A 13219-nucleotide genomic window follows, 5' to 3' on the forward strand; every position below is an offset into this window, starting at 1 on the left:
CGGATCCTACGGAGAACAACAATGATCTTCACCCCGGAACACGAAGCCCTGCGCCGCACCGTCCGCCAATTCGTCACGCACGAGATCAACCCGCACGTCGAAGAGTGGGAAAAAGCCGGGCGCTTTCCGATCCACGAGATTTTCCGCAAGGCCGGCGAGCTGGGCCTGCTGGGCATTTCCAAGCCGGAAAAATTCGGCGGCATGGGCCTCGACTACAGCTATTCGATCGTCGCCGCTGAAGAGTTCGGCACCATTCATTGCGGCGGGATTCCGATGTCGATCGGCGTGCAGACCGACATGTGTACACCCGCCCTCGCCCGCTTCGGCTCCGATGAATTGCGCGAAGAATTCCTGCGCCCGGCCATCACGGGCGAACAGGTCGGCTGCATTGGCGTTTCCGAAGTCGGCGCCGGCTCCGATGTCGCCGGGCTGAAAACCACGGCACGCAAGGACGGCGATGACTACGTGATCAACGGCAGCAAAATGTGGATCACCAACTCGCCGAGCGCCGATTTCATCTGCCTGCTCGCCAACACTTCCGACGACAAGCCGCACATCAACAAGTCGCTGATCATGGTGCCGATGAACACCCCGGGGATCAGCCTCAGTTCGCACCTGGACAAGCTCGGCATGCGCAGCTCGGAAACCGCGCAGGTGTTCTTCGACAACGTGCGCGTGCCGCAGCGCAACCGCATCGGCCATGAAGGCGCCGGGTTCATGATGCAGATGCTGCAGTTCCAGGAGGAACGCCTGTTCGGCGCGGCGAACATGATCAAGGGCCTGGAATATTGCATCGACAGCACCATCGAGTACTGCAAGGAGCGCAAGACCTTCGGCAACGCGCTGATCGACAACCAGGTGATCCACTTCCGCCTCGCCGAATTGCAGACCGAAATCGAATGCCTGCGCGCGCTGGTCTATCAGGCCACCGAGCAGTACATCAAAGGCCAGGACGTCACGCGCCTGGCGTCGATGGCCAAGCTCAAGGCCGGGCGTCTCGGCCGGGAAGTCAGCGACAGCTGCCTGCAATATTGGGGCGGTATGGGCTTCATGTGGGACAACCCGGTGGCCCGCGCCTATCGCGATGTGCGCCTGGTGTCGATTGGCGGCGGCGCCGACGAAATCATGCTGGGGATCATCTGCAAACTGATGGGCATCCTGCCGGGGAAAAAGAAATGAGCCGCCTGCCCGATTGCCAGACGCTGTTGCTGGAACTGCATGGCGGCGTGCTGCACATCACCCTCAACCGTCCGGACAGCCGCAACGCGATGAGCCTGCAAATGGTCGCCGAACTGCGCGCGCTGCTGGCGGCGGTGCGCGATGACCGCACAGTGCGGGCCTTGGTGCTCAGCGGTGCCGGCGGGCATTTTTGTGCCGGCGGCGACATCAAGGACATGGCCAGCGCACGGTCGCAGGGCGCAGACGCTTACCGCGAGTTGAACCGGGCGTTCGGTGCGTTACTGGAGGAAGCCCAGCATACGCCGCAGGTGCTGATCACCGTGCTGCAAGGCGCCGTGCTCGGCGGCGGCTTCGGCCTGGCTTGCGTCAGCGATGTTGCGATTAGCGATCACAAGGCGCAGTTCGGCTTGCCGGAAACCAGCCTCGGCCTGATCCCGGCGCAAATCGCACCGTTTGTGGTGCAACGGATCGGCTTGACCGAAACCCGGCGACTGGCGCTGACGGCGGCGCGTTTCGATGGCGCCGAGGCGCAGCGATTGGGGCTGGTGCATTTCGTTGAACAGGATGCGCAGGCGTTGGCCGAGCGACTGGATGAGGTCTTGCAACAGGTGCTGCGCTGCGCGCCGGAAGCGAATGCGATGACCAAGAAATTGCTGTTGGCGAGTGCCGGGCAGCCGTCGAATGAATTGCTCGATGACGCGGCGCAGTGGTTCAGCGCGGCAGTGACTGGAGACGAAGGGATCGAAGGCACCTTGGCCTTTATGCAAAAGCGTAAACCGCGGTGGGCTATCTGAAAGCTTCGCGAGCAAGCTCGCTCCCACATTGGATCTGGATCACTTACAAATCTCTGTGGGAGCGAGCTTGCTCGCGAAGAGGCCAGCACCTGCGACGCAACTTCTGAGGAAATAGCCCATGCCCACCCTCCACAAAATCCTGATCGCCAACCGCGGTGAAATCGCCTGCCGCATCCAGCGCACGGCCCAGGCGCTGGGTTATCGCACCGTCGCCGTTTTCAGCGACGCCGACGCCGATGCGCTGCACGTACAAATGGCCGACCAAGCCGTGCGTATCGGCCCGGCGCCGGTGCAGCAGTCCTACCTCAACATTGCGGCGATCCTCGACGCCGCCCGCCGCAGCGGCGCCGACGCGATTCACCCGGGCTACGGCTTTCTCTCGGAAAACGCCGATTTCGCTCGCGCCTGCGCCGAAGCCGGGCTGATTTTCATCGGCCCCAGCGCCGAAGCGATCGAACTGATGGGCAGCAAACGCCTGTCGAAAATCGCCATGCTCGACGCGGGCGTGCCGTGCATTGCCGGCTATCAAGGCGCAGCGCAGGACGACGCGACGCTGCTGGCCGAAGCCGAGCGCATCGGCTATCCGCTGATGATCAAGGCCAGCGCCGGCGGCGGTGGACGTGGCATGCGCCTGGTGCACGAGGCCAGCGAACTGGCGGCGCAACTGCGCACCGCGCGGTCCGAAGCAATGAACGGTTTCGGCAGCGACGAGTTGATTCTCGAACAGGCATTGATCGAACCGCGCCACGTCGAAGTGCAATTGTTCGGCGACCAGCACGGCCATCTGGTCTATCTCGGCGAACGCGATTGCTCGATCCAGCGCCGCCATCAGAAAGTCATCGAAGAAGCGCCGTGCCCGGTGATGACCGCCGAGCTGCGCCAGGCCATGGGCGAAGCGGCGCTCAAGGCCGGGCGCGCGGTGGATTATGTCGGCGCCGGCACCGTGGAGTTCCTCCTCGACGCACGCGGCCAGTTCTACTTTCTGGAGATGAACACCCGTCTGCAGGTCGAGCATCCGGTGACGGAATTGATCACCGGCCTCGATCTGGTCGCGTGGCAACTGCTGGTTGCCGAGGGCCAGCCGTTACCGCTGACGCAGGAACAGGTCCGCCTCGACGGTCACGCCATGGAAGTGCGCCTCTACGCTGAGGATCCCGCTGCGGATTTTCTCCCGCAAACCGGCCGAATTGCCGCATGGCAACCGGCTTCGGATCACGGGGCGCGGATCGATCACGGTCTGCTTGAAGGCCAGTCGGTGAGCCCGTTCTACGACCCGCTGCTGGGCAAACTGATCGCCCACGGCGCAACCCGCGAAGAGGCGCGGCGCAAATTGTTGCGGGCGGTGCAGGACACGGTGCTGCTTGGCGTGCAAAGCAACCAACGCTTGCTCGAAGGCCTGCTGCAACATCCGCAGTTCATCAGTGGCGATTTCAGCACCGCCTTCATCCAGGAACATTTTTCCAGCCATGCCTGCCTCAACACTTATGTGCCGACGACGGCGCAACTGGCGATTGCCGTGGTGTTGTTCTATCAGGCCAGCGCCCTGCCCCATCGCGCCCCGCTGAACGGCTGGCGCAACAACGCCAGCGTGCCGTTGCACTATCGACTGGGCAGTGACGAGCAGGACTGGACGCTGGCGGTGCTGGCGCGCAAACCCGGCGAGTTGGTCGTGCAGGCTGGCGAAAGCACTGTGGCGGTGAAAATCATTGAGCACGCCGCGCAATCGATCACCATCGAAGTCGACGGTCTGCGCCAGCGCCACGCCTATCGTCTGCACGATCGGCAGCTGTGGCTGTTCACCCATCCGGGCAGCCTGCGCCTGGAGGATCGAACTCATGCGCCGATCGACAGTCAGACCAGCGTCGCCTCCGGCACCCTGAAAGCCCCGATGGACGGTGCCATTGTCGATGTGCTGGTCAGCGAGGGCAGTACGGTCAGCAAGGGTCAATTGCTGGTGGTACTGGAGGCAATGAAAATGGAGCATCCGTTGAAGGCCGGCATCGATGGCGTGCTCAAACGGGTGCAAGTGAAGGTCGGCGATCAGGTAAAAAATCGTCAGGTTCTGTTGCAGGTCGAGTAGTCGCCCGGGCACAAGCGCGGGGTTTGACTACGCTCTGATAAATCAGAACGCGGAAATCAGGAACCCTGCGATGCCCCATTGGCTGGTCATAGATCTGGAAGCCACCACAGACGAGGGTGGCTGGCCGGTCACGGAAATGGAAATTATCGAGATCGGTGCGACCCTGGTCGACCGCGCCGGGCGCGAGCAGGATCACTTCCAGCGCTTCGTCAAACCGACCCGCCGGCCATTGCTGACGCCGTTCTGTCGGGAGCTGACACACATCACCCAGGCCAACATCGATTCGGCGCAACCGCTGAGCGAGGTCTGGCCGGCCTTTGAGCGTTGGCTCGCGCAGCATCAAACCCGTCTGGAAGGCTGGGCCAGTTGGGGCGGTTATGATCGCCAGCAGTTGCTGCAGGAGTGGCAACGCCTGAACATCGACAGCGGCCTGGGCAAAGTCCCGCACATGAACCTCAAACAGCGCTTCGCCAAGGCTCGGCGCCTGGAACGACCGCTGGGGCTCAACGGCGCGTTGCAACTGGCGGGCATGCAGTTCAACGGCCAACAACATCGCGCGCTGGAAGATGCCCGCAATACTGCACGGTTATTGCCGCTGGTCCTGCCGCTTTAGACGCGTGACGGCGCGAAAAGCCTTGTGCATACTGGCCGCCCCCTTTTAAGCCCTTTTCGAGGAATCCGCCCATGTTTAAAGTCAACGAGTACTTCGACGGCACCGTCAAGTCGATCGCCTTTGGCACCGCTGAAGGTCCGGCGACCATTGGCGTCATGGCCCCGGGCGAATACGAATTCGGCACCAGCCAGCGCGAGATCATGCACGTGGTTTCCGGCGCGCTGAGCGTAAAACTGCCAGACAGCAGCGACTGGGAAACCTTCGCCGCCGGCAGCCAGTTCAACGTTCCGGCCAACAGCAAGTTCCAACTGAAAGTCGAAGTGGATACCGCTTACCTGTGCGAATACCGCGGCTGATCCCGCCGGTTTCACCGCGCAAAAAAATGCCCGCGTCCAAAAGACCCGGGCATTTTTCGTTTCAGCGACAGCCTATTCGAGAATCTCCACCGGCATGCCGACTTCCAGGCGACCGTTACCGTCGTTGACCAGATTCTGCCCGAACATCGCGCCATCGGCGGTGCTGCGGTGTTTCTGTAACGTCGCGAACGGCTCGCGGTCGGCGCTGCGCTCACCGGTTTGCGGGTCGACAGTGGTCATGATGCAACGCGCACATGGCTTGACCACGCGGAATTCGATATCGCCGATGCGAATGCGTTTCCAGTTGTCCTCGGCGTAAGCCTCGCTGCCTTCGATGACCAGATTCGGACGAAAGCGCAGCATCTCCAGCTCTCGCCCTACCGTTTCCGAGAGCGCCAGCCGCGAAGCTTCGCCGATCAGCAGCAATGGATAACCGTCGGCGAACGCCACTTGATCGTCGTCCTTGCCGAAACCCGACTGCGTGGTGCGTGCCCGCTCCAGCGGCATCTGCACCAGACGTGTCGGCTTGCCGAGGAAGTCGCTGACAAACCGCGCGGCTTGATCACCGGCGTCCGGCACCCGCAGCGTGTCACGCCAGATCGTCACACCGCGCAGCTCGGCGTCGGCAGCGGGCAGCGCGACTTCGATAGATCCCTGCTCGGGAGCGCTGAGGGTCAGACCGCCGCTGGCATTCCATAACGCCGACAACTGACTCATCTTCGCTTCGGCACGCTGGGTCAGAAAGCGCCCGCTGGCCTCGTCCACCAGCATCCAGCGTCGGTCGCCCGCCAGCCCGAGCTTGTCCAGCTCGATGCTTTGCAGCATTTCGCCCTTGCCGGATTTCAACGGGTAACGATAAAGCGCGCTCAGACGCAGCATGGCCAGCTTCCTTGGAGGAAAAACGCCACCCTATACGAGCTCGATCTGGAATCAAAGACCAGGCTCACTCCTATAATGGGTGTGCGGTCAGGCCGGCACGGCGTCGAGCATCAGACGCTGGCGCACCACGTCGACCAGTTTGTCCGGCTGGAATTTGGAGAGGAAGTTGTCGCAACCGACCTTCTTCACCATCGAGTCGTTGAAACTGCCGGACAGTGAGGTGTGCAGTACGACGTACAGGCCACGCAGGCGAGGGTCGTTGCGGATCTCCGTGGTCAGGCGATAGCCGTCCATTTCCGGCATTTCCGCATCGGTGAAGATCATCAGCAGTTTGTCGGTCATGTGCACGCCGGTATCGGCCCAGGCCTTGAGCATGTTCAAGGCTTTCAGACCGTCGCTGGCAATGTGCATTTTCACCCCGAGCTGGCCGAGGGTATCGCGCAATTGCGATAGCGCTACGTTGGAATCGTCCACCAACAACACTTCGCGGCCACGGGCGCGCTCCAGTACCGGATCGTCGAGTTTCTCGCGCGAGACCTTGGCGTTGTACGGGACGATTTCAGCGAGGACTTTCTCGACGTCGATGATCTCCACCAGTTGATCGTCGACCTTGCTGATCGCGGTCAGATAATGCTGGCGGCCGGCACTGGTCGGCGGCGGCAGAATGGCTTCCCAGTTCATGTTGACGATGCGGTCGACACCGCCGACGAGGAAGGCCTGCACCGAACGGTTGTATTCGGTGACGATGATCGTGCTGTTCGGGCCCGGCACCAGTGGGCGCATACCGATTGCCTGGGACAGATCGATCACCGGCAAGGTCTGTCCGCGCAGATTGACCACGCCGCAGACGAAAGGATGACGCTGCGGCATCAGGGTCAGCTTGGGCAGTTGCAGCACTTCCTGAACCTTGAACACGTTGATCGCGAACAGCTGGCGTCCGGCCAGGCGAAACATGAGGATTTCCAGGCGATTCTCACCCACCAGTTGCGTGCGTTGGTCTACCGTGTCGAGAATGCCGGCCATCAATGACTCCTGGGCTTGTTCTGATGAATTCACTATGGGGGTTTATCGGCTGCATTCAGCTAATCTTGATTGCTGTAAAGCGCGCCGCTAAAAATGCCATAAACGGCCATTGATGTCACACTGACATCATGCTTTACTGGCAATCGTGATTTCATCTGCTAGATTCATTGCGGCGCGACCTCGGTTTGCACGTTAGGTTCCCGCGACTAAGGGATTCCCCTAGGGTCAATCAGGCCCAACCTGATATTCGCCATTTCCAATAGCCATTACTGTGACGCCATTCTCATTGCATGAACGGAGTCAGGCTATTGTGTGCGATCGCAATTCAGTGGCAACCCACCCTCTGGAACCCCTCGGTCCGTGCACCTGCACCGCCGGGCGCGATCTGCCGACGATTCACGATCGTCGCCACACACGGCCATCCGTCAACCAACACGACGTGGTGGAGATGAACATGCCAATCGACCGTAAAGACTGGGCGCAACGCTTCCCCGAATTTCTGGTCGAGGCCGAAACGCTTCTCGCCAAGTCCGAAGAATGCCTGAGCCATCTGCAACTGATCAGCAATGACAAGGATGCCATCGACTGCATGCTCGGCACTCTGCTGAAGCTGGCCGGCCGCGCCGAAGCCTTGGCGCTGGAAGCAATCTCCGAGTTTTCCCTGCACATCTACAGTCTGCTGAATTTGACCCAGGATCACGTCGACCTGCACGAACAGGCCCTCGATGCCTTGCGAGACTGTTTCACCCTGATGGCATGGCAGCTTGAGCTGGTCGATCATAAAACCGGACAACTGAGCCTTGATGGCAGCGAGCAGACAGCCCTGCTTGAGGCCTTCGCGGCACAAATGGGCCAGGACACGTTCGAGCCGAAGATGATGAGCAAACGTTTGCTCTCTGCGCCCTTTACCGCGCATCAGGCTTAAGCCAGCAATCCGCAATATTGTCGTAAATGAATGCTTCGTACCTGAAAGCGACAATCCGGGTCAAATAATCTGCCCGACCAACGGCTGATTTCCAGAGGCCGCCATCAGGGTTTTCCCTGTGTGCTCCCAGAGACACTTCCAGGCTAATCGAAGTCGTCCAACTACAAAAATCCCAACTTTTTCCAATATGGAACTTGCGTCCACGATCCGGTATTTCCTGACTGAATGGACATATATAGCGACCGCGACCAACGGTATGTTAAGTGGTATTATGCCGCCGGTTAATTACCTGCCGTTTAATGGCACAGTGACTTCAGCGTTTCATTAGCAATGTTACTGCCGGTCAATGATTGCTTAACGAATGCGGTATGAATCAATAACATAATTGACAGTATTTCCACACAGAGATCCGCCAGTCACCGGTCGGTCTGCCCGCAGCGAACATCCATTGGCTCCATCCGTTATGTACGCCAGTCTCAAGTCACTTATTACATGGCCACCCTCGCGGGAAAACGCCCGGCGCTTCACACTAGTGCTGTGTGTTCTGGCGACTATTGGCAGTCTGCTGGCCTATGTTTTTTCCGCGCACATTCCACTGGGGTTGCTGGCACTCGACATCGCCGCCACCGCGTGCGTCTGGGTGCAATATCGCTTGTCGCGCAAATCGATCAAGTTTCAGCCACAAGAGCTGGCTGATCGACTGCTGCAAGTCCAGGAAAACGAACGACATCGCCTCAGCCGTGAATTGCACGACGATATCGGCCAGTTGCTCACCGCCGCGAAGCTGCAAAGTGACTGGCTCAAACGCCGCCTGCCGGAAGATCTGCAGGAACAATGCAAGGTCCTCTGCGACACGCTGGATGAAACCCTGACCAAGGTGCGTGACGTCTCGGCGATTCTCAATCCACGTCAATTGACCAGCCTGGGCCTCGAAGCCAGCCTGCGTGCGCATTTGCTCAAGACACTGGCCAACACGCCGGTCAACTGGAGTCTCGATTGCCAGCAACGGCTCAACGGCATCCCCGAGGAAATGGCCGTCGCGGCGTTTCGCATTGCCCAGGAAGCCGTGACCAACATCCTCCGGCACGCACAGGCAAAAAACCTGTTGATTCGGGTACAGCGATTGCCGCAAGGTCTGACGCTGTTGATCAGTGATGACGGCCTGGGTTTTGCCCCGGCGGCCGACCCGGCCAGAGAAGGCCAACGCGGCATGGCCGGAATGGCCGAGCGCATCGAACAGTTGGGCGGCACATTGAGCGTTATCAGCGAGCCGGGCAAAGGCACTCGAATCGAAGCACTTTTCCCGTGGGCGCCGCGAGCGCTCGAACGGGCCAGTACGAATAAGGTTATGCGTTGACTTGTAACTTACTTCTGGTGGATGACCACTCGCTGATCAGAGCCGGCGTGCGTGCTCTGGTTCTGGATATTCCCGGTTACGCGGTAATCGGCGAAGCCAGTGATGGTTCGCAATTGCTCGAAATGGTCGAGCAACTGAGCCCCGACATCGTATTGCTGGACATCTCGATGAGGGAAACCGGTGGCCTGGAAGCGCTGCAACGCCTCAAGCGTGTGCGGCCGCAGAGCAAAGTGCTGATCCTGTCGATGCACACCGATCCAGCGCTGATCATGCAGGCGCTGGAATCCGGTGCCCACGGCTACCTGCTCAAGGACACCACGGCCACCGAGCTCGAACATGCGCTGGAAGCCCTGCGCAACAACGAACGCTACCTCAGCCCGGCCATTGCCCATACGGTGATCAATCAGGCACTGACGCGAAACCAGAAAAGCCAGCCGGACGTCGCCGATTCGCACAATCTGACCGCGCGCCAGCTGGAAATCCTTCGCCTGATCGTGCGCGGCAAATCGACCCGGGAAATTGCCAACGGCCTGGGCTTAAGCGTCAAGACCGTCGAAACCCACCGCGCACAGATCATGAAGCGCCTGCAAATCTACGACGTGGCGGGCCTGGTGCTGTTCGCTGTGCGTGAACAGATCATCAGCCTTGATGACTGATCGACGGTTGTTGGCCCAATAACGGCGAGTCCTTCGGCAGATGCACCTGCAACGCTGCAGGTTTCGCAACAAATCGCAGACTGTCGCCTTCCAGCGGCTCGCCATCGAGATTGATGCTCAGCCCTTCGGCGACCTTGATCTCGACCCACGGCAATCGCGCCCGCACAAACATATTGTCGAGGCCGAAGCCCTCGCTCAGCAGATTCTTCAGCGTGCCGACCAGCTCCTGCGGTGCCGGCAGAATGCTGATGTCCAGCAAACCATCGTCGACTCGCGCCTCGGGGCACAGCACATGGCCGCCGCCCGCCTGCCGTCCGTTGCCGATTCCCAGTGCAAGCAGTTCACCCTGCCAATGAAAATCCGGGCCTTGCAACTCGCCGTAAGCGGCATGCAGTTCGCTGAACCGGGTCAGGCCGGTAAATAGATAAGCGGCGCCGCCCAAGACCTTTTTCAGGTCTTCCGAAGTATTGGCGGTCACCTGGCTACCGAATCCGCCGGTCGCCATGTTCAGGAAAATCTGCCCGCCCACCTCGCCCAGATCGATATCCGAGGGCTGAACATCCAGTAGCTCAAGGGCTTCGGCCGGCTCCAGGGAAATACCGGCGGCACGGGAAAAATCGTTGGCGGTGCCCAGCGGCAGGAGGACGAGACTGGCTTTTTGCGGATGCTGCGCCAGCGCCTCGGCAATATCGCGCAACGTGCCATCACCGCCACCGGCGATGATTTTGCTGTAGCCGGCCGCCAACGCTTCCTCAACCAGACGCTGGGCGTCGCCAGCCTCCCACGTCACTCGCACAGCCAGTTCCCAGCCTTGCTCACGCTTGGCTTCGACGGCAGCGCGGACATCTTCGTTGAGTGCCTGTTTGCCATGCAAGATCAGCAGTGCCCGGCGTTCACTCATAACGTCACTCCAAGAATTGAAATCGATTGAAACATCTTGACCACTGCGCGCGTTAAAAAAGCCGCAGGGATGGCAATTAATTGCTTTTCAAACGGCCAGCGTCCTACACAGCGGTATTTTTTCGTACGGAACAAGAGGAATCGGCTTAATTGACCCCGTCCGATCATTGGGTCACCGTGTGCCGGCAGCACCAACTTTCAACTCAATAACACAAGGATGTGCCGGTAATGAACGGATACCCCGCGATTCATTTCCATGAATCGAGCAATGGAATAATCAGCAAGCGTGCAGTTGCTACGACCAGCGAGTACTTCCATGCGCAACCATGAAACCAAGGCACCGGTGACCCCGGTCGCCGCTCTCGCCGAAAGTCGTGCCAGCAAGAAACCAGACTTCTGTAACAGCGCCAAGACCCCTGGAGAGTTTGATATGGAACCCCGAGTCAGCGAGCTGGAGACTCACTTCAAATACATGCGCCGCGACATGGACGAAGTGCTCAATGATGTGCGGACGATCAAACACCGTCTGGCGTATTCGGCGGGTGCTACCGCTGTCATCCTTGGACTGCTGGGATGGGTGGCCAACAGCCGATTCGACCAGTTGGTGACGTTGATCAGCAACTGACCGAATCAATTGTTGCACGCGCCGTGCTTACCCGCCGACGCGTGCATGGGCAAGACCGGCTACCCCAGCAGGTCACTGAGGGGAATGAAGCTCACTTCATCACCCTCGCTCAGCGTGCGGCCCTCTCGGACTTCCACCAACCCGTCGGCCCACGCGGCGCTACGCAGCACACCCGAACTCTGGTTGCGGTAAATGATCGCCCGCCCCTGTTCCAAGCGCCCGCGCAGATATTCACGACGGTTGCCGGCCACCGACCAGACAAAACCTGCTGGCACTGCAAACTTGAGCGGTTCGACGGCTTGCACACCCAGGCGACGCAAAAGATAAGGCCGCGTCAGCAGGGCGAACGTCACCAGCGTCGAGGCGGGATTGCCGGGCAGGCCAATCACCGGCACGTTGCGAAAATGGCCGAAGGTCAACGGTTTCCCGGGCTTGATGGCCAGCTTCCACAGGGCCAACTCGCCTTCTTCACGCAGGGCAATGCCGAGGAAATCCGCCTCACCGACCGAGACACCGCCGGTAGACAGAATCAGATCGACGTCTTGCAATTCGCCCAGCCGCGCCCGCGTGGTGGCCAGATCGTCCGGGAGAATTCCGCCATCAATCACTTCACAACCCAGACGCTGCAGCCAGCTGCACAGAAGCACGCGGTTGCTGTTGTAGATCTGGCCCGGCCCCAATGCCTGACCGGGTTCAACCAGTTCGTCCCCAGTGGACAGAACCGCCACCCGCGGCTTGCGCACGACGTTAACCCCGGCACAGCCAAGCGAAGCAGCCAGGCCTTGCTCAATCGGTCCGAGCCGGGTTCCAGCTTGCAGCACCAATTCGCCGACCGTAGTTTCCTGGCCCTGCGGACGAATGTTCTGCCCGGCTTTCAAAGGCTCGAGGAAGCGCACTCGGCCATCGGCCTGGACTTCAGCATTTTCCTGCATCTCGACACAGTCGGCGCCCGGCGGCAGCGGTGCCCCGGTAAAGATGCGTGCGCAGGTGCCTGGTTCCAACGATTGCGGAGATTGCCCGGCGAAGACCTTTTGACTGACCGGCAGCGGCTCGCCCTGCCAATCCGCCAGGTTCAAGGCGTAGCCGTCCATGGCGCTGTTCGGCCATGGCGGCAGATCCAGTGTCGAGATCAAATCTTCCGCCAGCACCCGCCCTTCGACTTGAGCCAGCGGCAAGTGCTCGCGCTCGACAATGCGCGACGCATCGGCCATGGCCAGCAAACGCTCGAGCGCCGTTTCGACAGGCAGCAAACTGCCGGTCTTGCCCGGCTTACCCACGGGATTCACAAGGCGCCGCCTGCTTCAGATGGGTGACGAAGTTGCAGGGACGATGACGGGCGTCCAGTTGCTCAGCGAGAATGCCGTCCCAACCGGTGCGCACTGCATTGGTCGAACCCGGCAGGCAGCACACCAGCGTGCCGTTGGCCAGACCAGCCAAGGCCCGGGACTGCACAGTCGAAGTGCCGATATCGGCCACGGATATCTGGCGGAACAGTTCGCCGAATCCGTCGACCTGTTTGTCGAGCAGGCATGCCACCGCTTCCGGTGTGCTGTCACGCCCGGTGAAGCCAGTGCCGCCGGTGATCAGCACAACCTGAACCACATCGTCGGCAATCCAGTTGGCGACTTGCGCACGGATTTTGTAGAGATCATCTTTAAGCAAAACCCGCTCGGCCAGCGCGTGACCGGCCGCGATCAAGCGATCAACGAAGACCTGGCCGGAGGTATCGGTTTCCAGGGTTCGGGTGTCGCTGACAGTCAGCACCGCAATATTGAGCGGCACGAAAGGTACATCAGCCTTGGCTTTCATAGGCTCTTCCAGTTGTAGGGGAA

General features: G+C 60.3%; 14 protein-coding genes. 9 read left to right on the forward strand and 5 right to left on the reverse strand.

Going from position 1 to position 13219, the window contains the following annotated elements; translation table 11 throughout:
- Positions 1–21: 21 nt before the first annotated feature.
- From atuD to ppnP, 5 genes are all read left to right on the forward strand, one after another.
- Entirely contained in the window at positions 22–1179 is a 1158-nt protein-coding gene (gene atuD, locus V8J63_RS08885) for a citronellyl-CoA dehydrogenase (RefSeq protein WP_056788533.1), read from the forward strand.
- On the forward strand, positions 1176–1973 hold the full coding sequence (locus V8J63_RS08890; RefSeq protein ID WP_336463904.1) for an enoyl-CoA hydratase/isomerase family protein: 798 nt from the start codon (positions 1176–1178) through the stop codon (positions 1971–1973). The genes atuD and V8J63_RS08890 overlap by 4 nt, the downstream gene beginning before the upstream one ends.
- Positions 1974–2091: 118 nt before the next feature.
- Complete coding sequence (locus tag V8J63_RS08895) at positions 2092–4053, forward strand: acetyl/propionyl/methylcrotonyl-CoA carboxylase subunit alpha (protein WP_336463905.1); 1962 nt, start codon at positions 2092–2094, stop codon at positions 4051–4053.
- A gap of 70 nt (positions 4054–4123) precedes the next feature.
- Positions 4124–4666: an exonuclease domain-containing protein gene (locus V8J63_RS08900; protein WP_336463906.1), complete on the forward strand. Its 543-nt coding sequence runs from the start codon at positions 4124–4126 to the stop codon at positions 4664–4666.
- A gap of 71 nt (positions 4667–4737) precedes the next feature.
- Positions 4738–5022 carry a pyrimidine/purine nucleoside phosphorylase gene (gene ppnP / locus V8J63_RS08905; protein ID WP_024013687.1) on the forward strand — a complete coding sequence of 95 codons (285 nt, stop codon included), beginning with the start codon at positions 4738–4740 and terminating at the stop codon, positions 5020–5022.
- A 72-nt stretch (positions 5023–5094) separates the two neighbouring features.
- Here ppnP and V8J63_RS08910 read toward each other — a convergent pair whose 3' ends face one another.
- Both V8J63_RS08910 and V8J63_RS08915 read right to left on the reverse strand, forming a co-directional pair.
- Positions 5095–5901, reverse strand: coding sequence for an MOSC domain-containing protein (locus tag V8J63_RS08910; RefSeq protein WP_336463907.1), 807 nt, complete (start codon positions 5899–5901; stop codon positions 5095–5097).
- Positions 5902–5988: 87 nt separating this feature from the next.
- Positions 5989–6924, reverse strand: coding sequence for a chemotaxis protein CheV (locus tag V8J63_RS08915; RefSeq protein ID WP_016770829.1), 936 nt, complete (start codon positions 6922–6924; stop codon positions 5989–5991).
- A 454-nt stretch (positions 6925–7378) separates the two neighbouring features.
- Between V8J63_RS08915 and V8J63_RS08920 the strand changes: the two genes are divergently transcribed.
- The 3 genes from V8J63_RS08920 to V8J63_RS08930 all read left to right on the forward strand — a co-directional run bounded on the left by V8J63_RS08920 (position 7379) and on the right by V8J63_RS08930 (position 9862).
- Positions 7379–7849, forward strand: coding sequence for a hypothetical protein (locus V8J63_RS08920; protein WP_336463908.1), 471 nt, complete (start codon positions 7379–7381; stop codon positions 7847–7849).
- A 463-nt stretch (positions 7850–8312) separates the two neighbouring features.
- Entirely contained in the window at positions 8313–9206 is an 894-nt protein-coding gene (locus V8J63_RS08925; protein WP_123443514.1) for a sensor histidine kinase, read from the forward strand.
- A complete protein-coding gene (locus V8J63_RS08930; RefSeq protein ID WP_016770832.1) occupies positions 9203–9862 on the forward strand; it encodes a response regulator in 660 nt (219 codons plus the stop codon). The genes V8J63_RS08925 and V8J63_RS08930 overlap by 4 nt, the downstream gene beginning before the upstream one ends.
- Here V8J63_RS08930 and yegS read toward each other — a convergent pair.
- Positions 9846–10763, reverse strand: a complete 918-nt coding sequence (yegS, locus tag V8J63_RS08935; RefSeq protein WP_016770833.1) for a lipid kinase YegS — start codon at positions 10761–10763, stop codon at positions 9846–9848. The genes V8J63_RS08930 and yegS overlap by 17 nt on opposite strands.
- 315 nt (positions 10764–11078) lie before the next feature.
- On the opposite strand from yegS, the gene V8J63_RS08940 reads away from it, so the two are divergent.
- Positions 11079–11387, forward strand: a complete 309-nt coding sequence (locus V8J63_RS08940) for a hypothetical protein (protein WP_177433352.1) — start codon at positions 11079–11081, stop codon at positions 11385–11387.
- 59 nt (positions 11388–11446) lie between these two features.
- On the opposite strand, the gene V8J63_RS08945 is transcribed toward V8J63_RS08940, so the two are convergent.
- Both V8J63_RS08945 and moaB read right to left on the reverse strand, forming a co-directional pair.
- On the reverse strand, positions 11447–12673 hold the full coding sequence (locus V8J63_RS08945) for a molybdopterin molybdotransferase MoeA (RefSeq protein ID WP_125926330.1): 1227 nt from the start codon (positions 12671–12673) through the stop codon (positions 11447–11449).
- A complete protein-coding gene (moaB, locus tag V8J63_RS08950; RefSeq protein ID WP_016770598.1) occupies positions 12657–13196 on the reverse strand; it encodes a molybdenum cofactor biosynthesis protein B in 540 nt (179 codons plus the stop codon). Before moaB ends, V8J63_RS08945 begins: the two co-directional genes overlap by 17 nt.
- Between the last annotated feature and the right edge of the window lie 23 nt (positions 13197–13219).

The sequence above is a fragment of the Pseudomonas sp. CCNWLW23 genome (assembly GCF_037095675.1).
Lineage (GTDB): Bacteria > Pseudomonadota > Gammaproteobacteria > Pseudomonadales > Pseudomonadaceae > Aquipseudomonas > Aquipseudomonas atacamensis.